Consider the following 24,628-nt stretch of genomic DNA (forward strand, 5'->3'; position numbering starts at 1 on the left):
ATAACACAAAACGAAAGAATGCTGTAAAATTTTAGAATAAAAAACAGTAAAAATCAATTATTCACGAAAGAAAAACAATTGTTGAAAAAATCGCATCATATAAAGAATAAAAAAAATAGTAACACAATTATACTCTTTATATTTTAGATAAACTATAAAACTTCAAATTTATTTTTAATTGTTCTAAATAAATCTTGTTTGCTTGTTTTTTGAGAATTACTTTTGCACCAAATTTTAAACTCAAACAAATCTCACTACAATGAATAAGCTTATAATAACGCTCACCATTGTTTTATTTAGCGCCATAACCTTTGCGCAAAACGGAACATTAAATGGACGGGTTGTTTCTACAGACAATACCCCACTTGAATCTGTAACAGTTACTGTAAATGGCACAAGATTCGGAACCCAGACCGGTACTGATGGTAAGTTCGAAATACAGAACATAAAGCCAGGCGATTATACCTTAAAAATTGCCTTTGTTGGATATACCTCTAAAGAAGTAGCTTTCACTATCACAGAAAATGCAACCACAACTTTAGAAAACATTTCACTGAACAGCAAGAATGAAACATTGGCAGAAGTGGTAATTACCGGCAACATTAACAGATATACCAAAGCAGAAAGCAATTATGTCTCCAAAATGCCAATCAAAAATCTGGAAAACGCACAAGTGTATAGTGTGGTTACCAAAGAGCTGATGAAAGACCAGCTGGTGGTTAATCAGGATGAAGCTCTAAAAAACATTCCGGGATTATACCAATTATGGGCTTCAACCGGCCGTGTTGGCGATGGAGGTTCTTACTTTTCATCCCGCGGATTCATTACCCAAAGTTTATTAAGAAATGGTATTGCCGGAAAAATCACAAATAACGTCGATGCTTCAAACCTGGAAAGATTGGAAAGTATCAAAGGGCCGTCTGCCACTCTTTTTGGTAGTTTACTTACTTCTTACGGAGGTTTGATTAACCGTGTCACTAAAAAACCTTATGACAACTTTGGCGGTGAGATTTCATACCAGGCAGGAAGTTTTGGATTAAACCGGATTACTGCGGATGTCAATACACCAATCAATGATGACAATACTGCTTTGCTAAGAGTAAATGCAGCTTATAATAATGCCAATACTTTTCAGGATTATGGCCATACAAGAAGCTACTTTTTTGCGCCATCATTCTCTTACCAGGTCAATGAAAAACTTTCCATCTCTATTGATGCAGAATTATCGAATGTTGATGCTTCATCAATGCCTTTAATTTACATTCCATTTGACAAAACTCCAAACAGTTTAGGTCTTCACAGTGCCACTGATATTAAAATGAACTGGAAACGTTCATTTGTAGGCGATGAATTTATGATGAATACCAAAACAGCCAATATTTTTGCTGAGGCTAACTACCAAATGTCTGACAACTGGAAATCACAGTCTGTATTCAGCACCAGTTCCAATCAGTCTGTAGGACCACAAACCTGGTTCTACCTGTTGGGTAATAATGAAATGTCAAGAAACGTATGGAATATTGATGGTAGAGACAACATCATCGAATTCCAACAGAACTTCAACGGAGAATTTGACCTTTTTGGAATGAAACACAGATTCCTGCTTGGTGGCGACATCTACCGTATGGAAAGCAAAGTAGGTTATGGATACCTTCCTACCTTCTTTTACTTTGACACGGTAAATTATGCAGGACCTAACGACAATTATTACAACTTCACACCACAAGCCACAGAAGCTTTGTTTGCGCAGGGAACGCATTACAAGACCCATAACTCACTAACAACATACAGTGCCTATATTTCTGATGTAATTAATGTTACCGACAGATTGATTCTTTCAGCAGCCTTACGTTTTGACCATTATAACAACGATGGAAATTTTGACCCGGCTGCCAATACAACATCCGGTGCTTTCTCCCAAAATGCACTGTCTCCAAAATTTGGTGCCGTATATCAAATCGTAAAAGACCAGGTTTCTGTTTTCGGAAACTACCAGAACAGTTTTAAAAACATTGGTTACCAATTGGCTGATGTAAACGGAACTCCGCAACTAAAAGCTTTTGACCCGGAACAGGCCAACCAGTTTGAAGCCGGAGTAAAAATCAATACGTTCCAAAATAAGCTAAGTGCTTCTTTCAGCTATTATAATATTGAAGTTAAAGACATTCTTAGAGCCGGACAATTAGCCAATACCAGCGTTCAGGACGGTAACCAGACCAGCAAAGGTTTTGAAGCAGAAATTACTGCCAACCCAATTCCGGGATTGAACTTTATCATTGGCTATGCGTTCAACAACAGCAAAATCAACAATGCTGCTCCTAATGTAAACGGCCTTAGACCAGAAACTGCAGGTCCGGAAAACATGATTAACTATTGGATTAGCTACAGTTTGCAGACAACCAAAATGAAAGGTCTGGGCTTTGGTTTTGGAGGTAATTATGCGGATAAGACGTTTATTTATAACAGAAATCCTACGGGTTCAGGAAATAGTGCCGACGTACAGACATTCTCTTTGCCATCCTACGCGGTTATTAATGCAGCATTGTATTATGACCAGCCAAAATACAGGCTTTCCCTAAAAATAAACAACCTGACAGATGAATTGTATTTTAACGGTTATACTACAATCAACGTACAGGCTCCAAGAACCTTCATGGGAAGCGTTTCGTATAAATTCTAAATGGGTTTTAAAAAAAATATAAGATTCTTACACAAATGGCTCGGACTCACCTCCGGGCTTATTGTGTTTATAGTGAGTATCACTGGTTCTATTTTCTGTTTTCACGATGAAATCAAAGATCTGACAAGAGATTACAGAAAAGTAAACATTGAGGACAAATCTTATATTTTAGCTTCAGAATTACAGTCGAAAGCCAAAACAATGTTTCCGGAAGCCACAGCCGACATGGTTGTTTTTTACGGAAAAGACAGACCCGCCATTGTTTATTCATCTATTGGCAACAAACCTTATAATTTATATTTTAATCCTTATTCCGGTGCTTTTTTAAAACAGGAAAGCATAGAAGATGATTTTTTTGCCATTATAGAAGACCTCCATATGCATCTCTGGCTACCGCCGGAAATTGGAAAGCATGTTGTTGGAATAGCGACAATTGTATTTATTATCATGCTTATTTCAGGAATTATTTTATGGTGGCCCAAAAAACGTAAGGACTTAAAAAACAGAATCAGGATTAAATGGAAAGCCAAATGGCGACGCGTGAATTATGACTGGCATAATGTAACCGGATTCTACGTCTCGCTATTCGTATTGGTAATTGCGCTGACAGGACTGACATTTTCTTATGAGTGGATGCATAAAACGATGTATTTTGTTGGAAACCTTGGACAGGAATATCCAAATGATGACTTTTCACCGGCAATCGATTCTACATTGGTACCAAATACAAAAGCCAATCCAATGGATATTGCCCTTTCACAAGCTTATAAAGCCAAACCAAACGACGAAATGTTTTTTGTATGGTATCAGGGTGAAAAATCAGCAATCATAACAGGTTCTTATCCGGATGCTCTGGATTTTGACCATCAGTCCAATCTGTATTTTCATCCAAAAACCGGAGAACTCCTGAATACGGATTTATACGAAAATAAAAGTCCCGGAACACAGTTACAGGAAATGAATTACGGATTACATACCGGGCAATACTTTGGCCTGACCGGAAAAATAATTGCTTTTATACTCAGCTTGCTTGCGGCTGCCCTGCCAGTTACCGGATTTATAATTTTCTGGGGAAGAAGAAACAAAAAGGCAAAAAAATAATCTGTGGCAAAGAAGAAAAACAAATACGGCTTTAAGCATTGGATTGGAAAAATACATCTTTGGCTTGGAATGGCTTCAGGCTCGGTTGTACTGTTGCTTTCCGTTACCGGCTGTATTTATGTTTTTAGCGTCGAGATTACGGAAGCACTACGCAAAGACGTTATGTATGTTTCCAAAACGGAATCCGCGCCCATTCCCATTTCAAAGCTTTGGGACGATACACAAAAAAAAATCGGAAACAATCTTAAAATTTCCAGAGTAAAGGTTTCTAACAATCCTGAAAAAACATGGGTTTTTGGCTGCTATAAGAAAAATGAAAATGCAATTACCTATTTTGGAGCAATTGACTATTATAAGTCGGTTTATGTAAATCCCTATTCCGGAGAAATTCTGGCGGTTTACGATGAAGAAATGGACTTTTTCAATATTGTGAAATTTATCCATTGGAGTCTTTTGCTGGAGGTAGGTCTTGGACAACAGATTGTGGGCTGGTCCACATTCATTTTTGTCATCATGCTCATTACCGGAATTATTTTATGGTGGCCCAAAAACAAAGCCGCACGCAAGCAGCGTTTTAAATTCCAATGGAAAGAAACCACAAATTGGAGAAGAAAAAATTATGACATCCACAATATTTTCGGTTTCTATATCGCTACAATCGCATTGATCATAGCCTTTACCGGAATGGTATGGGCATTTTCATGGTTCCAGGCTGCCGTTTATGTAGCCGGTTCCGGCACAACTGAACGGCCGGAAGTCGTAACAAAAGAAGCGGATAAAAATCTTCCGAAAATTTCCAATGCAATGGAGGCCATTCTGGAAAAAACAAAACTGGCTTATCCCGATGCCGATGCTTTCAGCTTAAGAAAACCTGCCGATTCTTTAGCAACTATGGATGTTTATGTCCAGCAAAACGAAAACACTTATTATGTTTCACATGAAATGCGTTTTGACCAAAAATCCGGAGAGATTCTATTGAACAGAAACCATTCCCAAAAAAATTTCGGAGAAAAATTAATTACGGCCAACTATGACCTGCATGTTGGTGCTATTCTAGGAATTCCCGGAAAAATAATCGCTTTCATCGCAAGCTTTATCTGCGGCATGTTACCTGTAACAGGATTTTTAATCTGGTATGGCAGAAAATTCAAGAAAAAAACCAAGAGGGCTAATTAGTGTGATTTCTAAAATCTGTTGGTATTCAATGCCACAGATTACACAGATTAGGATGATTCTAAAAATTATGAGAAACTTTGCATCAAAAAGATTCTAGTAAACTATAGTGTTTTGCGACTTTGCGGCTTTACGAGCAACTATTCTCTCGCAAAGCCGCTAATCCAATCTGTGAAAATTATTTTAATCTGTAGCGAAAACCCCTTACAAATTACTGGTATTCTACACTAATTGACTTTAGCCTTGCTGTCAAACATATAAATCCATAACAGCCTTGAATATCTGAAATTAATCGTGCATAACAGAAATGCTGCCGCAACGATAAACAAAAGGCTGTGTACTAAACTTGTAACAAACAATCTGGAAATAAAAAAAGTAGCTACCATTTCTCCAACAGCCAGCGCATAGCTCACATACATTGCCCCAAAGAAAAAACCAGGTTCTTTTACAAACTTATGTCCGCATTCTGAACATTCCGGGTGCATTTCGGGCATCTGGAATAAAAATGGATTGCCGTTTGTTTTAAATACTTTTCCTTTTCCACAGTGAGGACACTTATTCTGAATTACATTTTTTAAGAATGACATAACTCTATTGTTTTATTAGGACAAAGTTCCGAAACAAAACACCCTCCAAAAATAGGCTAATTACGCTAAAATTTGTATTATTAGGACATTTTAATTTTTTTCCCCTACCTTTATGCTATGGAAATGATTAGCGTTTTAGACATCAGTCAGTTGAAATTTGGCGAGGGCCAAAAGGATTTTTATGTCAACAGGATTCCTCCACATATAGCGGAGAATCACAGCAAGATAACCCGTCCTCACAAACACAATTCCTATCTGACAATTCTATTTACGAAAGGTTCCGGAAGGCATGAAATTGATTTTAATTCTTATGAAATCAAACCCGGAAGCCTATTTGTTCTTGCTCCCGGAAAAACGCACCACTGGGAACTTTCTGAAGATATTGACGGTTATATTTTTTCACACACGGCCAATTTTTACGATTTGCATTATTCCCACAACAGACTGCATCAGTTTCCTTTTTTCTATTCCATCCAGAATACGCCTTTTCTGGCTTTAGACAGTGAAAACAGCAAAAAAACAGAACACTTATTCCGTAAACTTTTGGATGAATACGAAAGTGCCAAAAATTTTCAGCAACAGCTTATTATAAGCTATATCGACATTATTTATATTGAACTGTCGCGGTTATATCTGATAGAAAATGCTCCAAAAATCATAAAATCTGGTGCTTATTCGGAGAAATTCCAGCAATTTGAAGACCTGATTGAAAAGAATTACATCTCAGAAAAATCACCTTCACAATATGCAGACTGGATGAACATCAGTCCGAAACATCTAAATCGGATTACAAAAACTATAATTGGAAAAACAGCATCTGAGGTCATCACGGACAGGATTATACTGGAAGCAAAAAGACGATTTTTACATACCAAAAATAATTTTTCGGCTATAGCCGAATCTTTAGGTTATGATGACTATGCTTACTTTTCGAAATTATTTAAGAAGAGTTCAGGCCTTACTCCTACTGGGTTTCTTAAACTCTACTAAGCGTAGTGTAAAATCTTGGCACGGATATTGGATAATAGCTTGTAAAGAAAAAATTATCAGTCAAGAACACTTAAAATAAGTAGAAATCATGAAAGCAAAATTTATAACATCTGCCCTATTCGCATTTTTATTTGCGACACAAATCCAGGCACAAGACAGGACGACCGTCACAGCCAACAGCAGTGATATCAGTGACAACCTCGACCTTAGAGCCGTAGCTTCCATCTTTGGAGACTCACAGGATTTGGCAGACTTTGAAAGAAGGTTAAACGACCCTAAAACGCAGATTTCGAATCTTGACCTGAATGGTGATAATAAAGTAGACTATCTACGGGTTATCGAAACTGTAGAAAACAATACCCACCTGATTATCATCCAATCTGTTTTGGAACGTGATATCTATCAGGACGTTGCAACAATTGAAGTGGAGCGAGACAGCAATAACAACGTGCAGGTTCAGGTAGTAGGTGATGTTTATATGTATGGTACCAACTACATCTATGAACCCATATATGTAACAAGACCTGTAATATTCAATGTTTTCTGGACTAACTATTACAGACCTTATTACTCTCCATGGTACTGGAGTTACTATCCATCTTACTACTATACCTGGAATCCGTATCCTATTTACAGATACCACAGACATGTCCACAATCATATCAATGTGCATAACAACTACTATTATGTAAATACGAGAAGAAGCTCAAGAGCTGTGGCAATGTATAACACAAGACGTTCAAACGGATACGAAAGACAGCATCCTGACAGGTCATTTGCACAAAGAAACAACAACGTCAGCAATCGATATGAATTGGTTCAAACAAGAGGCGGTTCAACAAGAAATCAATCTGCTACAACAGGTTCCAGAAATTCAAATGTAACCCGAAGCACAACTACAGGAACACGGAATTCAGTAACGGCAAATAGAAATTCTGACCCTACAATAACTGAAACCAGAACAACCGGAACCAGAACTCCAGACCGTAGCTTTACTTCTTCCACAAGAAACACAACACGTTCTGAAGGAACAACGGTTAGGGCAAATTCTACAAGAACTACAAGCAGCCGTATTGAGACTCCTACCAGAGTAGAAAATACACGAAATACGCCAACAAGAAGTTATGAAACACCTAACAGAGCCAGTACTCCAAGAGTTGAATCATCTACAAGAAGCAGTGCTCCTTCCAACGCAAACATCAGCAGAGGGAATTCCGCTCCAAGACAAAGTGCTCCACAACAGTCAAGAGGTAATGACGGTGGCGGTTCAAGAGGCAATTCAGGCTCAAGAGGCGGCGGTTCCAGAGGCTAAAACAAAATATAATTTTTAAGAAAGGCGGTCATTTTCAGACCGCCTTTTTCATTGTAGTCATGTCTGTTGGCAAACAAGCAAAAAATATGATACCTTTGCCCCTCAATTACATAAAATGAGATTACACAGAAATTTAGTTTATACGACCATTGATTCGCTCCATGCTATTTTTAATGAAGGAGAATATGCCGATAAGGTTGTAGCAAGAGCTTTAAAGAAAGATAAGCGTTGGGGAAGCAATGACAGAAAATTTGTAGCAGAAACCATTTACGACATTGTTCGTTGGAAAAGACTCTACATGGAAATTGCAGAAGTAAGAGAACCTTTTGACAGAGATAATCTTTGGAGAATTTTTGCTGTTTGGGCTGTTTTAAGAGGCTACCCTATTCCGGACTGGAGACAATTGGAAGGAACTCCAGAAAGAAAAATAAAAGGCCGTTTTGCCGAACTTTCAAAAATTAGAAAATATAAGGAATCCATACCGGATTGGATGGACGAATTAGGTATAGAAGAATTGGGTGAAGAACTTTGGTCAAAAGAAATCATTGCCCAAAACCAACCGGCTAAAGTTATTTTAAGAGTCAATACCCTGAAGATTACCAAAGAAAAACTTCGTGCCATTTTGATGGACCAGGATATCGAAACCGAATTTTTAAAAGACCAACCGGATGCTTTGGTGCTTAAAGAAAGAGCCAACGTATTTTTAACGGACGCTTTTAAAGAAGGTTTTTTCGAAGTTCAGGACGCCAGTTCACAATTAGTTGCTCCGTTCCTGGATGTAAAACCGGGAATGAGAGTGGTTGATACCTGTGCTGGTGCCGGTGGAAAAACGCTTCATTTGGCATCTTTGATGGAAAACAAAGGACAGCTGATTGCAATGGATTTGTATGAAAGCAAATTAAAGCAATTAAAGCTGAGAGCTAAAAGAAATGGTGCTTTCAATATTGAATACCGAATTATCGATACCACTAAAGTTATTAAAAAATTACATGAAAAGGCTGACAGGGTATTAATTGATGCCCCATGTAGTGGTTTGGGTGTACTCAAAAGAAATCCCGATGCCAAATGGAAACTGCAACCAGAATTCATCGACAATATCCGAAAAGTACAGGCCGAAGTTTTGGAGAACTATTCCAAAATAGTAAAGCCGGGAGGAAAATTGGTATATGCTACCTGCTCTATCTTACCCTCTGAAAATCAGGAGCAAGTTAAACGTTTCTTAACAACAGAGACGGGAAAAAACTTTACCTTTGTAAAAGATGTTAAAATCCTGGCTTCAGAATCAGGATTTGATGGATTTTATATGGCGTTATTTGAACGAAAAGACAAAAAAGAATAATCAAATGAAAAAAAACTACTCTTTCCTATTATTGCTTATTGCGACAATAGGATATGCCCAGGCCCCTGCGGGTTATTATAATTCTGCTACAGGTACGGGATATACTTTAAAAACCCAGCTTTATAATATTATCAGAAATCATAATGACCGAAGTTATGCAGGTCTTTATACTACTTACCAGACATCTGATAAAAAAGCCAATGGAAAAGTTTGGGATATGTACTCCAATTGCGATTTTACTTTTGGTACAGTGGCAGAAGGCGGTAATCAGGATAACGGAACCAATGCAGCAACAGAATGTGTTTTCTTTAACCGTGAACACACGGTTCCACAAAGTTATTTTGGCAACGGAGCCACACCAATGTATTCTGATGCACACTTCGTATTGCCTACAGACAAAGTAGTTAATGCCAGAAGAGACGATTATCCTTTTGGCGTGGTGCAAAATGCTACATGGACTTCGCAAAACGGTTCTAAATTAGGAAACAATCTTAACTCAGGATATTCTGCAGGATACTCTTCTACTGTTTTTGAACCTATCGATGAATATAAAGGTGACTTTGCAAGGCTTCTTTTTTACTTTGCTACACGTTATGAAAATTTGCTTGCCGGTTTTTACACTTCGTCTTCATCGACTTCTAAAGCTATGTTTGATGGTTCGAGCGACAGAGCGTTCTCTCCTACTTTCTTAAACATTCTGCTTACCTGGAACCAACAAGACCCTGTAAGTGCCAAAGAAATAGCACGAAACAATGCTATTTATGCCCGTCAGAATAACAGAAACCCATACATTGATAATAATGCTTATGTAACTATGGTTTGGGGTACGCCGCTTGCTGTTCCGGTATACGAATCGCTTGCCGCTGTTAATGTATATCCAAACCCATCCACCAACCACAAAATCAATATCGATACAGAGTTGCAGTTGGATGAAATACAGCTGATTAACATCAACGGGCAAATCATGCAACAAATCAAGAATCCGGCATCACAAGGTAAGACTTATACTCTGGAAAATCTACCATCCGGTTTCTATTTCTTAAAACTGACTTCTGACAGCCAGTCAGCCACCAAAAAAGTAATAGTGAATTAACGTTACATTTACATATAATTCTTACAAAAAATGCCTGATTTTTAAAAATCAGGCATTTTTTCATCATTTAATACGTTAAATTTTAAAATCCTATTGGTAAAACCAATTACATTTGCCATCCCTTAATTATAATTTAATGAAGAAATTTTACACTCTGGCAATGGTGTTTAGTGCATCTTTTGCCTTTGCTCAAGCTGGTGCGCCCGCTCCTTATTACAACGGATTTGACTTCAGCCAAACAGGAATGGCTTTAAAAACAGCCCTTGCGCAAAAAATTACATCAACGCATACCCGAAATTTAAGTTATGATGGTGCAGAAGAAGCCATCAAAATTATCGATCTTGACCCGGCTGATGCTACAAACACGAATGTCCTGCTTTTGTATGGCTTCAGCAATTCAATCTGTCCGTCATCTCAGGCAGACGATAACGACCACAGACGCAGAAACAAAAACAGCGATGGTGGAGGTGCTACCTGCCAATGGAACAGAGAACATACCTATGCAAAATCTTTGGGAACTCCAGACTTAGGAACTTCAGGACCTGGTGCTGATGCTCATCACTTAAGAGCTGCCGATGTTCAGAGAAATGGTGATAGAGGAAGCGAAAAATTTACTGCCGGTTCCGGAAATTCACGTGACATTACTTCATCAACCTGGTATCCTGGTGATGAGTGGAAAGGCGATGTTGCCCGAATGATGATGTATATGTACCTTAGATATGGTAACAGATGCCTTCCAAAAAATGTTGGGGTTGGTACAGCAGTAGCGTCAGATACTAACATGATTGATTTATTCCTTCAGTGGAATGCTGAAGATCCGGTGTCACAATATGAAGATAACAGAAACACCTATTTAGGTAATGCAAACAATGCTTACGGACAAGGAAACAGAAATCCTTTTATTGACAACCCATACCTGGCCACTTTGATTTGGGGAGGTCCGGCTGCTGAAAACCGTTGGCCGTCGCTTTCAACACAAGAAGTCAATCCGCTTTCTGCTGTTTCAGTATATCCGAACCCGGCAAGCAATGGTAAAATCAATATTGCGTCTGATATCGTTTTGGATGAAATCCAATTGATTAATATCAACGGACAAATCGTTCAGGAAATTAAAAATCCTGCTTCACAAAACAATACTTATACTTTGGAGAATCTTCCTTCAGGATTTTATTTCCTGAAATTGGGTTCACAAAACCAAACGGCTACTAAAAAAGTAATCGTGAACTAATTTTATTGATAAAAGTCAGCGAAAGCCTTTCTGAAATCAGAAAGGCTTTTTTGTATTTATCGCTTTCTAACAAACTGGTAATCTTAGAAGTAGAATTTTAAAAAGTATAGTCGGCGCTATAAAATCATCTCTTTTAAATAGTAAAGCTTTCTGTAAATTATCTATATTTACTTTGAAAAATCGGAACTTTTAAGATAAATCATGGATAAACTCAAACACCTATCGTTTGCATTAAAAGAATTTGCCGGATTAACAGACGAAGATTTTGAGCTGTCAGAACCATTATGGCAGGAAATGAGCTATAAAAAATGGGATTTTTTTAATGAATACAAAAATGTTTGCAAGTATCTCGGCTTTGTAACGGAAGGCGTTTTCAGGTCGTATATCGTTGATTCTAAAACAGGCGATGAAAAAAATGTATTCTTGTATTCCGGCAACCAGTTTGTAGTTTCTTTTAAAAGCTTTATCAATCAGAGTCCTTGTGATTACCACACCCAATCCATGACCGATTCGCAGGTTTTATGCATCCATATCAATGATTTGCAAGGATTGTACCGACAGTCACATGCCTGGGAACGGTTTGGCAGATTACTGGCTCAGGAAGCTTTCAATATAACCATTGCCCGTACTGAAAGTTTTCTTTTCCAAACCCCGGAGGAACGTTATTTGGACTTAATCAAACACCATCCCGATATTTTTAATACTGTTCCATTGTACCAGATTTCTTCTTATCTCGGCATTCAGGGACCTTCTCTCAGCCGTATCCGAAAAAGAATTTCTGGCAAATAATTACGATTTTAACCCAGGTTAAAGTTTTTGGCATAGCAATGATGGAACTTTGCTTCATCATTTAACAACTAAATAATCAAATTATGAATAAGTCAAAAACAATCGTGCTCATACACGGAAATTTCGTAAACAACCAGACCTGGACAGCCTGGAAAAACTATTATGAACAAAAAGGTTACACAGTCCATACTCCTGTTAATCCTGGACATGAAGGCAATCCTGCTGAATTGAGAAAAACGGAACACCCTGATTTGGCAAAAACCAATTTCAAGGCAGTGGTAGATAATATTGTCAAACTGATTGATTCATTACCTGAAAAACCGTTGGTAATTGGACATTCTATGGCAGGAATGGCTGTACTAAAATTAACGGACCTAAATAAAGTAGCGGCAGCCGTTAGCATTGATGGTGCTCCTCCTAAAAACGTATTTCCTCCATTCCAAACATTAAAAACCGCTTTGCCTGCTTTTGGATTTTTTTCAGGAAAGAAAAATTTTATGGGCTCCCGCAAATGGTATGATTATGCCTTTTTCAATACTTTGCCAGAGAAAGAAAAAGAAAAAATGTTTGACCTATATGCTGTTCCTGAAAGTTATGCAGTAAGCAGACAGTTGGTTTTGGACTCCTATTCTAATATCAATTTCAAAAAAGCCCATACGCCACTTTTATTTATTGGTGGCGGAAACGACCATATTTTTCCCGCCTCTTTGACCACAACCATTGCCGGAAAATACAAAGACAAAAACAGTAGAGTCGATTTGAAAATCTATGATGGTAAAAGTCATTTTATAGCCGGCGAACCGGGCTGGGAAAAAGTGGCAGACGATATTTTGGATTGGTATGAAAAATTATAATCCGTAAAAAATCAGTAGCAGTAGTGTTTCTTCCATAAACATATAGCAATTCAATCTCAGTATACCAATTTCATAATTGTATGATTTTTATCTGTAGTTTTACACAACGTTGCAAAATGAGAGGAATATAATCCATCCGGGTAACGTCACTAAATTTATTGCTAACATCTAAAACAATGGAAGATAATTACTTAGAAATAAACCGGGAAACCTGGAACAAAAAGACGGAAGTCCATGTAGATTCTGAATTTTATGACCAGAAAGGTTTTTTGGAAGGAAACAATACGCTAAAACCAATTGAATTGGATTTGCTTGGTGACATCAGTGGCAAAAAAATACTTCACCTGCAATGTCATTTCGGGCAGGATACGATGTCGTTGTCCCGACTGGGGGCAAAAACTACCGGAGTCGACCTGTCTGATAAAGCAATCAATAAGGCACGTGAAACGGCACAGCAATTAAACCTTGATACCCATTTTATTAATTGTGATGTATATAGCCTGCCGGAACATCTTAACGAAGAATTTGATATTGTATTTACCAGTTACGGAACAATTGGCTGGTTGCCTGATTTGGATAAATGGGCAAAGGTTATCCAACGATTTTTAAAACCCGGCGGTAAATTTATCATGGCAGATTTTCATCCGGTTGTCTGGATGTTCGATGATAACTTTGAAGGAATCGGTTATAATTATTTCAAGGATGCTCCTATTATTGAGACTGGAAACGGCACCTACGCAGATAAAGAGGCACCCGTTTCTTTAAAAACAGTAAGCTGGAATCACGCTACCAGCGAAATCCTTAACAGCCTTATCATAAATGGTCTGGAATTGAATTCTTTTAATGAATATGACTATTCGCCCTATGATTGCTTTAATAAAACCGAAGAATTCGAACCTGGGAAATACCGTATAATGCATCTGGGTAATAAAATTCCGATGGTCTATTCTATTGTTGCAACAAAAAAATAAGGCATAAAAAAACTCCAATTTCAGTAATAGTAATTGGAGTTTTTTTTATTTCTGTTTGATTAGTCGTTCATAGAAATCAGGAATTCCTCATTATTTCTGGTCTTCTTGAAACGGTCATTAATAAAATCCATGGCTTCAACCGGATTCATATCAGACAGGTATTTTCTCATAATCCACATTCTTTGTATCGTTCCTTCGTCTAAAAGCAAGTCGTCTCTTCGGGTACTTGATGAAGTAAGGTCGATAGCCGGAAAAATACGCTTATTGGCAATCTTTCTGTCCAGCTGCAATTCCATGTTTCCGGTTCCTTTAAACTCTTCAAAAATAACCTCATCCATTTTAGAACCTGTTTCTGTCAGGGCAGTTGCGATAATACTCAAAGAACCGCCATTTTCAATATTTCTTGCCGCTCCAAAGAAACGTTTTGGTTTTTGCAAGGCATTCGCATCCACACCACCACTCAATACTTTTCCTGATGCGGGCTGAACTGTATTGTAAGCTCTTGCCAAACGGGTAATTGAATCCAGAAGGATAACCACGTCGTGACCGCATTCTACCAATCTTTTTGCTTTTTCCAAAACAATGTTGGCTACTTTTACGTGTCTGTCTGCAGGTTCATCAAAAGTTGAGGCAATTACTTCTCCCCTAACGCTTCGCTGCATGTCTGTTACCTCTTCAGGTCTTTCATCAATAAGCAAAACAATAAGATATACTTCCGGATGGTTTGCTGCTATGGTATTGGCGATATCTTTTAAAAGCATCGTTTTACCTGTTTTTGGCTGTGCCACAATCATTCCTCTTTGTCCTTTTCCTATTGGAGAGAACAAGTCGATAATTCTTGTAGAAATAGAGCTTTGTTTTCCGGCCAGATTAAATTTTTCATCTGGAAAAAGTGGCGTCAGGTGTTCAAAAGAAACACGGTCTCTCACAACCTGCGGGTCATGTCCGTTAATTTTTAATACTCTTACCAAAGGAAAATATTTCTCCCCTTCTTTTGGCGGACGTACAACTCCTTTTACAGTATCACCGGTCTTTAATCCGAATAGTCGTATTTGAGATGTAGAAAGATAAATATCGTCAGGAGATGCTAAATAGTTATAATCAGAAGAACGCAAGAATCCATAACCGTCAGGCATCATTTCTAAAACACCCTCACTTTCAATTATACCGTCAAATTCAAAATCAGCATCTCTGAAATTGGCTTTTTTATTGTTTTTGAAATTCGGGTTTGCGTTGGGATTATTGTTTTGGTTTTGGTTTTGATTCGGATTTTGGTTTCCGTTACCGTTTTGATTTTGATTCTGTTTTTGGTTTGGGTTCTGCTTCTGATTTTGCTGTGGCTGCTGTTGTTTAGCCGTTTTTTCTAGCCCTTTTTGAGAAGAAACCGATTCTACTTCAACCGGTTGTGGAGCCACTACCTCATTTGTATTTTTTTCTGCTGTTTCTTCTTTGGCAGCCTGAGGTTTCTCGAAATTATTTTTATTGAATCGTTGCTTTTTATCTTTTTGTGTTGGTGCTGCAACTGCATCCGGGCTTTTGGTTTCTGCCGTTTTAGCAGGATTTACGGGTTGTTTTGCAACGGGTTTCTTTTTTTCCTGGATTGGCTGTTCGCTTACAGCTGTTGGTTCCGGTTCAGAAAAAAGGGTATTTGTATTTTCTACAGCAACTTTAGGTTTTTTCTCCGGGATTATCCTTGCCCTTTTAGGTTTGGCTTCAGTTTCAGCGGCCGGAGCAGGAATAACTTCAGGATTTGCTGCCTGATAATCCAAAATTTGATAAATCAGGGCTTCTTTTTTTACTCCGTTAATCTTTATTTTTTTAGTTGCTTTAGCAATATCCTGAAGCTCAGACAGCTTCATTTCTTTTAATACAGAAATATCAAACATGAATGTTTTTGAATTAATTGTTGGAATCTTTGAAAGAGTAGATGTGATTCTATTTTTTTTGAAAATGGATAATCCGCTAAATGAAGTGCTTACGGATTTCTTATGCAATAATACGAATAAATTTTAATCATGCAATAGTATTTATGAAAAAGAAAATATATTTTTGTGGGACAAATCAACAAATAAATGATTCAGAGAATCCAGACCATCTATCTACTGATTGCCTTTATTATTATGGGCATACTGCCTTTTGTTTTTCCGTTGGAAACTTCTTCAACCGGTATAAAAACTTTTGCGGCAGACCATCTTGCGGATATGATTTTGTTTGGATTAAGTGCTGCTCTTTCACTGATTGCCATTTTTTTGTTTAAGAATAGACAATTGCAATTTGTCCTTGGCAGATTGAATATCATATTAAATTTAATTTTATTAGGATTATTTGTATATCATTCACTAAGCGTATCCGGAGAGGTGGCGACCTCTGAGAAGGGTATTGGGATGTTTCTACCTATTTTTTCTATCGTTTTTCTAGTGCTTGCAAACAAAGCCATAAAAAAGGATGAAGATCTCGTAAAATCTGTGGACCGATTGAGATAAACCTATAAACTTAGTTTTATTTAGTGCGTGAGAAAGCCCGAACTTTGTTCGGGCTTTTTTTGTAGTTCATCGATTTTTATCGCATTTCGCAAGGTTAAATTAATTTGTTGTGGTATTACTTCAAAAAAAAAGTTAAATTTGGTTAAGCCAATTACCCCATAAATGGACACAAAAATTAGAATATATCTCGCTGACGATCACCAGGTTCTCATTGACGGCATGCTTTCAATGCTGAAGACCAACCCTAAATTTGAAGTCGCCGGATACTCACTAAATGGTGAAAATCTGGTCGAAGATGTCGAAAAAAGCAAAGCCGATGTCCTTGTCATGGATATTAATATGCCCATAAAAGACGGTATTGAGGTGCTTCGTGAATTTGCAACAAAAGGTTTTAGCTGTAAGGTCATCATACTTTCCAGCTATGATGATGTAAAAATCATAAAAGAAGTACTAAAACTAGGAGCTAACGGATATCTTAGCAAGCAAAGCGCCGGTGAAAATATCATTGAGGCCATCAATGTAGTCGCAAATGGAGAAGAATATTTTTCACAATCCATACGCGACCGGATTTTTGAATCATTTTCCAAAATACCACAACAGAGTTACATTAATGAAGCCATGCCGCTTTCCTCAATTACGGAAAGAGAACTGGAAGTACTCAAACTCATCACAATGGAATACAGCGGAACGCAAATTAGCGAAGAGCTGAATATCAGTACCAATACTGTAGAAACCCACCGCAAGAACCTAATCAAAAAACTTAATGTAAAAACAACCATCGGATTGGTCAAATACGCCTTAAAACATAACTTAATTAATTAATCTATAAATCAGAAACTATGTCATTATTCTTAAAAAACTACAGTATCGGAAAAGAAGATGATACTTTTAGAGTAGCTTTTCAAATCCCCATCAATTGCGAGTACACCACCTTTGTAGACCCTTATGACGTTAATATTATTGCCGTTACTTTAAAACCGTACGAGAAAGACCCATCAACTGAGTTTGTAGAATACTACGAATACTTTTCTTGTATAGAGAATGTTATCAATGTAGATTTTGAACTTCCTGATGGAAATAGTGGTGGAATTGGTGATGGAGACCCTGTAACAAAAAAACCAAGATTGAGAATAGATGACCTTAAAATGGACTAATTTCAAATTGCCATTTTGGACAATACTATTACTATTCATTTTATTTTCCGGATTTGCTACGGCTCAAGATAAAACCACAGACTCTATATCCTATTATATTGAGAATAAAGACTACCTGAAAGGTTTGAAATATTCGAGAGAAAAGTCAAAATTTTATCTGGAAAACAAAGATTATAAAAAGTATTGCGATGTCAGCCTCAAAAAGGCTGACATCTATTTTATGCTTAATGATAATCAAAAATCCTTCGAGACTTTATTCAAGGCTCTTAAAATTGCAGAAAAGCATAATATTATTGCCTCACGTATGGAAATTATGGAAGATATCGGGCACCGGTATGCTTCTATCCGGAATTATGACAGGGCAAAAAATTATTACTACCGTTCTCTTTCCCTGGGAAGAAAGCACAAACTTCTAAATTCAAATTCATTTATCTACCAAAGGCTTTTTAAAGTCCATATCCTGACCGATTCTGATAGTGCTTTCTATTATATGGAAAAAATCATGAAAGGTGCAAGAGAATTAGATGACCCGAATGAATTGGCGTTCAGCTATAACAACTACTATAGTTATTATATCATGAACAAAAAACCTACTCTGGCTAGAAAATATCTTGATTCTTCCATGTTTTATGCAGAAAAGGCAAATAATATCCGACAAATCTGTACGGCTTTGAGTAATCTTGGTTATTATTATCTCGTAGTCGAAAAAAACTATAAAAAAGGAGTTGAGCAATATCTCAAATCTTTAAAAACAAACCCAAAAGACACCATTTCACAGGAAGTTGGGGATACTTATCTCAACCTGTCATATGGCTATGAAATGATGGGCGACTATAAAAATGCCATTACCTACATGAATAAATATTTTCATGTTAACGAAACAATTTATGAAGATAATATCAAACGAGCCATTTCGGATGTAGAGACAAAATACAAGATTGAAAAAATCGAGAACGAGAATAAAGAAAAGCAACGACTGCTGGAAGAAAAGCAAAAAAACAACCAAAAAATAATCCTGATTTTTATTGCGCTTTTCGCTTTCAGTACTATCCTGTTCTATTTCTTCTACCAGAACTTAAAGCTGAAACAAAAAAACAGATTTATAGAACTGGACAGGCAGATTAAGCAAAATATCATCAATGCAACCATCGACGGACAGGAAATTGAACGAAAAAACATTGCCACCATACTTCACGATAGTATTAGTGCTTTATTATCTTCTGCCGGACTCCATCTTTCAGCCTATGCTGCTAAAAATCCCACAGAAAATTCTGAAGAAATCCAAAAGACCCGGGCTATTCTTAAGGAAGCACACGATAATGTCAGGGATTTATCGCATGAACTGATTCCGCCATTATTGGCCAAGTTTGGACTCTTTCATGCTTTGCAGGACCTTTGTGAAAAAAACTCAAACTCCATACTTCAATTTGAATATTCCAGTTATGTTCCACAAGGAAGACGTTACAACGAAGAGTTTGAAATGCGTGTGTATTTTATTACTGCAGAACTTTTCAACAATATCATAAAGCACAGTAAAGCTTCTAAAGCCTATATTACGCTGGAAGAGAATAACAAACAGCTTCTGCTTACTATTGAAGACGATGGTAAAGGCTTTGACACCAGCAAGGAATTATTGAGTGACGGTTTTGGGCTTACACAAATCAAATCCAGAATCAAGCACTTAAAAGGCACTATTTCCATCAATTCAAAAATTAATGCCGGAACCTTGATTTACATCAAACTCCAAATTCCGAAATAAAATCAGATACCAATCCTCTATGGCCTCTTCCCTATTTCAATTACTTCCAAATCTTTAATTTTATCGCCATCAATAACAAAACGAAGCATAGTTCTCACCTGATGGAAACCGGAAATACCACAGGCTCCGGGATTCATATGGAGCAGGTTTAGTTTTTTATCAAACATTACTTTTAGAATGTGCGAGTGTCCTGTGATGAAAAGTTTTGGCGGATTTAAAGCAATTTCACTTTTAACAGCCGGACTATATTTTCCGGGATAGCCACCAATATGTGTAATCCAGACATCTACGTCTTCACACATAAACCGGTTGTTCAACGGGAATTCCATTCTTGCCTTATCACCGTCAATATTTCCGAAAACAGCCCGTAATGGTTTGTGTTTTTTTAAAGTATCTGTTACAATCAGGTCGCCAATATCTCCCGCATGCCACACTTCATCTGCCTGATCGACATATTTTAAAATCGTGTCATCTATATGCCCATGAGTATCGGAAAGTAAAAGAATTTTTTTCATCTGTCTTAAAAATTAGGCCGGATAAAATTACAAAGTTTCCGGAGTCCTGAATCTAAAAAACAAAACTCTTTTAGTTCATAACTTTAAGAAAAATTTGAAACCCTGCATTCTTACTCCTATAAAACTTATGACTATCTTTGTTTTTCAAAACTTTGGATTTACTTCACCTTGAGATATTTCATCGAATTTGCCTATAACGGCAAAAATTACCACGGCTGGCAACAACAACCTAACGCTCCTTCTGTGCAGGAAACGCTGGGCAAGGCTATTGCTGTCCTGCTTCGGAGCGATATTGAAATTACTGGTGCGGGAAGAACAGATACCGGCGTTCATGCCAAACAAATGTTTGCCCATTTTGATACGGAAATTTCTTTTGAGGCAACAATTTTAAAGAACAGGCTCAATTCTTATCTGCCCAAAGATATTGCCATTCTTAAAATCCTTACTGTTGCGGATGATGCCCATGCCCGGTTTGATGCAGTGAAAAGAACTTACGAATATCATGTTACAACCGTAAAGGATGTCTTTGAAGAACCTTTAAGCTGGTACTGCCATCAGGCTCTTGATATGGAAAAAATGAACCAGGCCGCAAAAATTCTTTTCGAATTCAGCGATTTTCAGTGTTTTTCAAAAGTGAATACCGATGTAAAAACTTTCCAATGCAAAATCATGGAAGCCTATTGGAAACAAGACGGGCATAAACTGGTCTTTACAATTGCTGCCGACCGTTTCCTGCGAAATATGGTACGTGCCATTGTAGGAACATTAGTCGCTGTTGGCATGGGCAAGATAAGCCTGGAAGATTTCAGAAAAATAATCGAAAGTAAAAACCGAAATGAAGCCGGAGCTTCTGCCCCGGCCCAGGGTCTGTTTCTAACCAAAGTGGAATATCCTTATATTTGTGGCACTCAGCCGATTGACAAAAATTAGCCTCGAAAAAAGAAATGAAAGCATCTGATACTAAAATATTTAAACGAATAATGGAGTACACCAAACCGTACAAAACCCGGTATTACTGGGTTATTTTCTTTGCGGTTACTTTATCGGTTTTTGCTGCACTCCGCCCTTATTTGCTAAAACAGACTGTTGACAGTTACATACAGCCGGAAGACGCTACCGGATTATTATACTTTATCTTATTAATGGGAGGCGCCTTGATTATTGAGGTCGTTTCGCAATTTTATTTCGTTTTCCTTGCCAATTGGCTCGGACAAGATATTATCAGAGATATCCGTGTAAAACTCTTCGGCCATATGATGAGTTTCAAAATGAAATATTTTGACAATGAGCCGGTTGGAAAACTGGTAACGCGTTCCGTTTTTGATATTGAATCCATCTCAAAAATCTTTAGTCAGGGGTTGTTTATGATTATAAGTGACCTGCTGAAAATGGTAGTCGTATTGCTTTTTATGTTCTATATGAACTGGAAGCTTACTATCATTGTAATGTGCGCTATGCCGGTACTGGTTTATGCTACACGCGTTTTCCAGAAAAAAATGCAGGTGGCTTTTGAAGAAGTGAGAACGCAGATTGCTAACCTCAACACTTTTGTACAGGAACGTGTTACCGGAATGAAAATCGTACAGCTATTTTCGAGAGAAGATATCGAATATGAAAAATTCAAAGTAATCAACGACAAGCATAAAAAAGCCTGGATTAAAAACGTTTGGTACAACTCTATATTTTTCCCTATTGCAGATATTGTTTCGTCTATTTCTCTTGGCCTGGTTGTTTGGTATGGTGGAATGAACATCGTAGCAGGAAACGGAACGACAACCTTTGGAGATTTATTCTCTTATACTATGTTTATCGGGATGCTTTACAATCCTTTACGCCAGATTGCGGATAAATTCAATGAAATGCAGATGGGTATGATTGCTGCGAACCGTGTTTTTGAAGTTTTGGATATGGAAGGACATATTCAGGATAAAGGAAAAGTTACGGCTCCTACTTTTAAAGGCAACATCGATTTTAAAAATGTACATTTCAGCTATACCGGTAAAGAAGAAGTCCTGAAAGGCATCAATATTCATGTCAAAGAAGGAGAAACTATTGCCATAGTTGGAGCTACCGGAGCAGGAAAATCGACAATTATAAACCTGCTGAACCGTTTTTATGAAATTAACGGAGGTGAAATACTGATTGATGGTACCAATATAAAAGATTTTACTTTAAAAAGCCTTAGAAACCAGATTGCCGTGGTGCTTCAGGATGTATTTCTTTTTGCCGATACGATTCACAACAATATTACCCTTGAGCATCCGGATATTTCAAGAGAAGATGTCATCCGTGCTGCAAAAGAAATTGGCGTGCATGATTTTATAATGACATTGCCGCATGGTTATGATTATAATGTAAAAGAACGTGGTGTAATGCTTTCTTCCGGACAGCGACAGCTTATTGCTTTCTTAAGGGCTTTTGTAAGCAATCCGAGTATACTGATTCTTGATGAGGCTACTTCGTCTATTGATTCCTATTCTGAAGAATTGATTCAAAAGGCTACGGAAACCATTACGAAAGGCAGAACTTCAATTGTGATTGCCCACCGATTGGCAACTATTGTGAATGCCGATAAGATTATTGTCATGGAAAAAGGAAAAGTAGTAGAACAGGGAACACATTACGAGCTGATTAACAAGGCAGAAGGTTATTACAAAAACCTATACTACTCACAGTTTGCAGTAGAGAGCTAATACCCAACTCATGAAATTATTCTTCAAACTTCTTTTTATTGTCATTATTCTTGAAATAGTTATTGGTATTTCCTGTACTTATATCATTCAGGAGTCTTCAAGCAGGTTCTTAGTCAATCTCTCCAATCTGATTATTATTTTTCTCAGTTTTCCGATTTATCTGATTGACAAAACCTATCCGTTTTATGCTGTTGGCTCCGAGGGTTTCGGGTTTATGCTCGTGTTCATAAATGTTACGCTACAAACTCTGGCTTTGTATGCTTTTATAAGAATTGTGACAAAAAAGAAAAATTGATACTAACAGCAGTTGTGGAAACTTTGCAAGAGCGAAACTTTTCCATAACCAAATAATTAATTATTTTCGTACTCTTAAATAACAAGAAAAAATTATACTCTAATGAAATACGATATCATTGTTTTAGGAAGCGGTCCCGGAGGTTATGTAACAGCCATCAGAGCAGCGCAATTAGGCTTTAAAGTTGCCATTATCGAAAAAGAAAACCTTGGCGGTATCTGCTTGAACTGGGGATGTATTCCAACTAAGGCATTATTAAAATCAGCACAGGTTTTTGATTACCTAAAACATGCTTCTGACTACGGTTTGACTGTTGAAAAATTTGACAAGGATTTTAATGCTGTCATTTCACGTTCGCGTGGTGTTGCTGACGGAATGAGCAAAGGCATCCAGTTCCTGATGAAGAAAAACAAGATTGATGTTATTGAAGGTACCGGAAAAGTAAAACCTGGAAAAAAGATTGATGTTGTTGGAAAAGACGGAAAAACAACAGAATATTCTGCAGACCATATTATCATTGCTACCGGAGCACGTTCCCGCGAATTGCCAAACCTTCCTCAAGATGGTAAAAAAGTAATTGGCTACCGTCAGGCTATGTCATTGTCTGAGCAACCAAAATCAATGATTGTTGTTGGTTCAGGAGCTATTGGAGTTGAGTTTGCACATTTCTACAATGCTATGGGAACTGAAGTTACCATTGTTGAGTTTATGTCAAACATTGTTCCGGTTGAGGACGAAGATATCTCAAAACAATTTGAGCGTTCTTTGAAAAAAGCCGGTATCAAGATTATGACAAATGCTTCTGTTGAAAAAGTGGATACTTCCGGAAATGGCGTAAAAGCTACCGTAAAAACTTCAAAAGGAGAAGAAATCCTTGAGGCTGATATCGTGCTTTCTGCTGTTGGAATTAAATCAAACATTGAAAACATAGGACTTGAAGAAGTTGGAATCGCAACAGACAGAGATAAAATTGTAGTGAACCCATACTACCAAACCAACATTCCTGGCTATTATGCTATTGGTGATGTAGTTCCTGGTCAGGCATTGGCACACGTAGCTTCGGCTGAAGGAATTCTTTGTGTTGAAAAAATTGCCGGCCTTCACGTAGAGCCAATCGATTATGGAAATGTTCCTGGTTGTACGTATGCTACACCTGAAATCGCTTCTGTTGGTTTAACAGAAAAACAGGCACGTGAAAAAGGTTACGAATTGAAAATTGGTAAGTTTCCTTTCTCTGCTTCAGGTAAGGCAAAAGCTGCCGGAACTCCCGATGGTTTCGTAAAAGTTATTTTTGATGCTAAATATGGAGAATGGTTAGGATGCCACATGATTGGTTCCGGTGTAACTGATATGATTGCTGAAGCAGTTGTTGCCAGAAAATTAGAAACTACAGGCCATGAAATCATCAAGTCTATCCACCCTCACCCAACTATGAGCGAGGCAATTATGGAAGCGGCTGCTGATGCTTATGGTGAAGTGATACATTTGTAGGATTTTTGATTTGAGATTTTAGAATTAAGATTGCAGGTTGCAGATTTTAGATTTTAGATTTCAGATTTTAGATAATAAAAAAACCGTTTTGGATTTCAAAACGGTTTTTTTTATGAATTTG

Annotated in this window: 22 protein-coding genes; 19 read left to right on the top strand and 3 right to left on the bottom strand. The window is 37.5% G+C overall.

Features of this window, described 5'->3' with window-relative positions; all coding sequences use genetic code 11:
* Positions 1-259 precede the first annotated feature (259 nt).
* From BGO88_RS03730 to BGO88_RS03740, 3 genes are read left to right on the top strand one after another with little or no spacing between them, the layout of a single operon-like run.
* Positions 260-2,680 carry a TonB-dependent receptor gene (locus BGO88_RS03730; RefSeq protein WP_286706008.1) on the top strand — a complete coding sequence of 807 codons (2,421 nt, stop codon included), beginning with the start codon at positions 260-262 and terminating at the stop codon, positions 2,678-2,680.
* Complete coding sequence (locus tag BGO88_RS03735; RefSeq protein ID WP_286706009.1) at positions 2,681-3,781, top strand: PepSY-associated TM helix domain-containing protein; 1,101 nt, start codon at positions 2,681-2,683, stop codon at positions 3,779-3,781. It abuts the gene before it with no gap.
* 3 nt (positions 3,782-3,784) lie between these two features.
* A complete protein-coding gene (locus tag BGO88_RS03740) occupies positions 3,785-4,957 on the top strand; it encodes a PepSY-associated TM helix domain-containing protein (protein WP_286706010.1) in 1,173 nt (390 codons plus the stop codon).
* Between the two features lie 224 nt (positions 4,958-5,181).
* On the opposite strand, the gene BGO88_RS03745 is transcribed toward BGO88_RS03740, so the two are convergent.
* On the bottom strand, positions 5,182-5,541 hold the full coding sequence (locus BGO88_RS03745; RefSeq protein WP_286706011.1) for a DUF983 domain-containing protein: 360 nt from the start codon (positions 5,539-5,541) through the stop codon (positions 5,182-5,184).
* Between the two features lie 117 nt (positions 5,542-5,658).
* Here BGO88_RS03745 and BGO88_RS03750 point away from each other — a divergent pair, with 117 nt between their 5' ends.
* The 8 genes from BGO88_RS03750 to BGO88_RS03785 all read left to right on the top strand — a co-directional run bounded on the left by BGO88_RS03750 (position 5,659) and on the right by BGO88_RS03785 (position 14,117).
* Entirely contained in the window at positions 5,659-6,531 is an 873-nt protein-coding gene (locus BGO88_RS03750) for a helix-turn-helix domain-containing protein (RefSeq protein WP_286706012.1), read from the top strand.
* A gap of 88 nt (positions 6,532-6,619) precedes the next feature.
* Positions 6,620-7,843, top strand: a complete 1,224-nt coding sequence (locus BGO88_RS03755) for a hypothetical protein (protein WP_286706013.1) — start codon at positions 6,620-6,622, stop codon at positions 7,841-7,843.
* Between the two features lie 115 nt (positions 7,844-7,958).
* Positions 7,959-9,182: an RsmB/NOP family class I SAM-dependent RNA methyltransferase gene (locus BGO88_RS03760; protein ID WP_056070901.1), complete on the top strand. Its 1,224-nt coding sequence runs from the start codon at positions 7,959-7,961 to the stop codon at positions 9,180-9,182.
* Positions 9,183-9,186: 4 nt separating this feature from the next.
* Positions 9,187-10,275 (top strand): endonuclease, encoded by a 1,089-nt coding sequence (locus tag BGO88_RS03765; protein ID WP_273238339.1) that lies wholly within the window; start codon positions 9,187-9,189, stop codon positions 10,273-10,275.
* Between the two features lie 136 nt (positions 10,276-10,411).
* Positions 10,412-11,503 carry an endonuclease gene (locus BGO88_RS03770; RefSeq protein WP_286706014.1) on the top strand — a complete coding sequence of 364 codons (1,092 nt, stop codon included), beginning with the start codon at positions 10,412-10,414 and terminating at the stop codon, positions 11,501-11,503.
* Between the two features lie 201 nt (positions 11,504-11,704).
* Complete coding sequence (locus BGO88_RS03775) at positions 11,705-12,292, top strand: Crp/Fnr family transcriptional regulator (RefSeq protein WP_277015858.1); 588 nt, start codon at positions 11,705-11,707, stop codon at positions 12,290-12,292.
* An 83-nt stretch (positions 12,293-12,375) separates the two neighbouring features.
* Entirely contained in the window at positions 12,376-13,146 is a 771-nt protein-coding gene (locus tag BGO88_RS03780; RefSeq protein WP_286706015.1) for an alpha/beta hydrolase, read from the top strand.
* 176 nt (positions 13,147-13,322) lie between these two features.
* On the top strand, positions 13,323-14,117 hold the full coding sequence (locus BGO88_RS03785; protein ID WP_286706016.1) for a class I SAM-dependent methyltransferase: 795 nt from the start codon (positions 13,323-13,325) through the stop codon (positions 14,115-14,117).
* A 59-nt stretch (positions 14,118-14,176) separates the two neighbouring features.
* Here BGO88_RS03785 and rho read toward each other — a convergent pair whose 3' ends face one another.
* Entirely contained in the window at positions 14,177-16,003 is a 1,827-nt protein-coding gene (rho, locus tag BGO88_RS03790) for a transcription termination factor Rho (protein ID WP_286706017.1), read from the bottom strand.
* Between the two features lie 186 nt (positions 16,004-16,189).
* Between rho and BGO88_RS03795 the strand changes: the two genes are divergently transcribed.
* The 4 genes from BGO88_RS03795 (at position 16,190) to BGO88_RS03810 (ending at position 19,513) form a co-directional block, all read left to right on the top strand.
* Entirely contained in the window at positions 16,190-16,600 is a 411-nt protein-coding gene (locus tag BGO88_RS03795) for a DUF4293 domain-containing protein (protein WP_286706018.1), read from the top strand.
* Positions 16,601-16,762: 162 nt separating this feature from the next.
* The gene (locus BGO88_RS03800; protein WP_286706019.1) at positions 16,763-17,422 is read left to right on the top strand and encodes a response regulator; all 660 of its coding nucleotides are present in this window, start codon (positions 16,763-16,765) and stop codon (positions 17,420-17,422) included.
* 17 nt (positions 17,423-17,439) lie between these two features.
* Positions 17,440-17,754, top strand: coding sequence for a hypothetical protein (locus tag BGO88_RS03805; protein WP_056070883.1), 315 nt, complete (start codon positions 17,440-17,442; stop codon positions 17,752-17,754).
* Positions 17,735-19,513, top strand: a complete 1,779-nt coding sequence (locus tag BGO88_RS03810; protein WP_286706020.1) for an ATP-binding protein — start codon at positions 17,735-17,737, stop codon at positions 19,511-19,513. The genes BGO88_RS03805 and BGO88_RS03810 overlap by 20 nt, the downstream gene beginning before the upstream one ends.
* Before the next feature lie 17 nt (positions 19,514-19,530).
* Here BGO88_RS03810 and BGO88_RS03815 read toward each other — a convergent pair whose 3' ends face one another.
* Positions 19,531-20,028, bottom strand: a complete 498-nt coding sequence (locus BGO88_RS03815; protein ID WP_286706021.1) for a metallophosphoesterase family protein — start codon at positions 20,026-20,028, stop codon at positions 19,531-19,533.
* A 168-nt stretch (positions 20,029-20,196) separates the two neighbouring features.
* Between BGO88_RS03815 and truA the strand changes: the two genes are divergently transcribed.
* The 4 genes from truA to lpdA all read left to right on the top strand — a co-directional run bounded on the left by truA (position 20,197) and on the right by lpdA (position 24,507).
* The gene (truA, locus tag BGO88_RS03820; RefSeq protein WP_286706022.1) at positions 20,197-20,958 is read left to right on the top strand and encodes a tRNA pseudouridine(38-40) synthase TruA; all 762 of its coding nucleotides are present in this window, start codon (positions 20,197-20,199) and stop codon (positions 20,956-20,958) included.
* A gap of 14 nt (positions 20,959-20,972) precedes the next feature.
* Positions 20,973-22,721 carry an ABC transporter ATP-binding protein gene (locus BGO88_RS03825; protein WP_273238724.1) on the top strand — a complete coding sequence of 583 codons (1,749 nt, stop codon included), beginning with the start codon at positions 20,973-20,975 and terminating at the stop codon, positions 22,719-22,721.
* A gap of 10 nt (positions 22,722-22,731) precedes the next feature.
* On the top strand, positions 22,732-23,016 hold the full coding sequence (locus BGO88_RS03830) for a hypothetical protein (RefSeq protein ID WP_101471838.1): 285 nt from the start codon (positions 22,732-22,734) through the stop codon (positions 23,014-23,016).
* Between the two features lie 102 nt (positions 23,017-23,118).
* A complete protein-coding gene (gene lpdA, locus BGO88_RS03835; RefSeq protein ID WP_286706023.1) occupies positions 23,119-24,507 on the top strand; it encodes a dihydrolipoyl dehydrogenase in 1,389 nt (462 codons plus the stop codon).
* Positions 24,508-24,628: the final 121 nt, after the last annotated feature.

It is taken from the genome of Flavobacterium sp. 38-13 (assembly GCF_001899155.1).
Lineage (GTDB): Bacteria > Bacteroidota > Bacteroidia > Flavobacteriales > Flavobacteriaceae > Flavobacterium > Flavobacterium lindanitolerans.

Coding starts and splice junctions, on each gene's coding strand:
- BGO88_RS03750 (WP_286706012.1), top strand. CDS start 5,659: ATGGAAATGATTAGCGTTTTAGACATCAGTCAGTTGAAATTTGGCGAG.
- lpdA (WP_286706023.1), top strand. CDS start 23,119: ATGAAATACGATATCATTGTTTTAGGAAGCGGTCCCGGAGGTTATGTA.
- BGO88_RS03745 (WP_286706011.1), bottom strand. CDS start 5,541: ATGTCATTCTTAAAAAATGTAATTCAGAATAAGTGTCCTCACTGTGGA.
- BGO88_RS03775 (WP_277015858.1), top strand. CDS start 11,705: ATGGATAAACTCAAACACCTATCGTTTGCATTAAAAGAATTTGCCGGA.
- BGO88_RS03825 (WP_273238724.1), top strand. CDS start 20,973: ATGAAAGCATCTGATACTAAAATATTTAAACGAATAATGGAGTACACC.
- BGO88_RS03795 (WP_286706018.1), top strand. CDS start 16,190: ATGATTCAGAGAATCCAGACCATCTATCTACTGATTGCCTTTATTATT.
- BGO88_RS03765 (WP_273238339.1), top strand. CDS start 9,187: ATGAAAAAAAACTACTCTTTCCTATTATTGCTTATTGCGACAATAGGA.
- BGO88_RS03830 (WP_101471838.1), top strand. CDS start 22,732: ATGAAATTATTCTTCAAACTTCTTTTTATTGTCATTATTCTTGAAATA.
- BGO88_RS03780 (WP_286706015.1), top strand. CDS start 12,376: ATGAATAAGTCAAAAACAATCGTGCTCATACACGGAAATTTCGTAAAC.
- BGO88_RS03755 (WP_286706013.1), top strand. CDS start 6,620: ATGAAAGCAAAATTTATAACATCTGCCCTATTCGCATTTTTATTTGCG.
- BGO88_RS03730 (WP_286706008.1), top strand. CDS start 260: ATGAATAAGCTTATAATAACGCTCACCATTGTTTTATTTAGCGCCATA.
- BGO88_RS03760 (WP_056070901.1), top strand. CDS start 7,959: ATGAGATTACACAGAAATTTAGTTTATACGACCATTGATTCGCTCCAT.
- BGO88_RS03800 (WP_286706019.1), top strand. CDS start 16,763: ATGGACACAAAAATTAGAATATATCTCGCTGACGATCACCAGGTTCTC.
- BGO88_RS03810 (WP_286706020.1), top strand. CDS start 17,735: ATGACCTTAAAATGGACTAATTTCAAATTGCCATTTTGGACAATACTA.
- BGO88_RS03805 (WP_056070883.1), top strand. CDS start 17,440: ATGTCATTATTCTTAAAAAACTACAGTATCGGAAAAGAAGATGATACT.
- BGO88_RS03735 (WP_286706009.1), top strand. CDS start 2,681: ATGGGTTTTAAAAAAAATATAAGATTCTTACACAAATGGCTCGGACTC.
- rho (WP_286706017.1), bottom strand. CDS start 16,003: ATGTTTGATATTTCTGTATTAAAAGAAATGAAGCTGTCTGAGCTTCAG.
- BGO88_RS03815 (WP_286706021.1), bottom strand. CDS start 20,028: ATGAAAAAAATTCTTTTACTTTCCGATACTCATGGGCATATAGATGAC.
- BGO88_RS03770 (WP_286706014.1), top strand. CDS start 10,412: ATGAAGAAATTTTACACTCTGGCAATGGTGTTTAGTGCATCTTTTGCC.
- BGO88_RS03785 (WP_286706016.1), top strand. CDS start 13,323: ATGGAAGATAATTACTTAGAAATAAACCGGGAAACCTGGAACAAAAAG.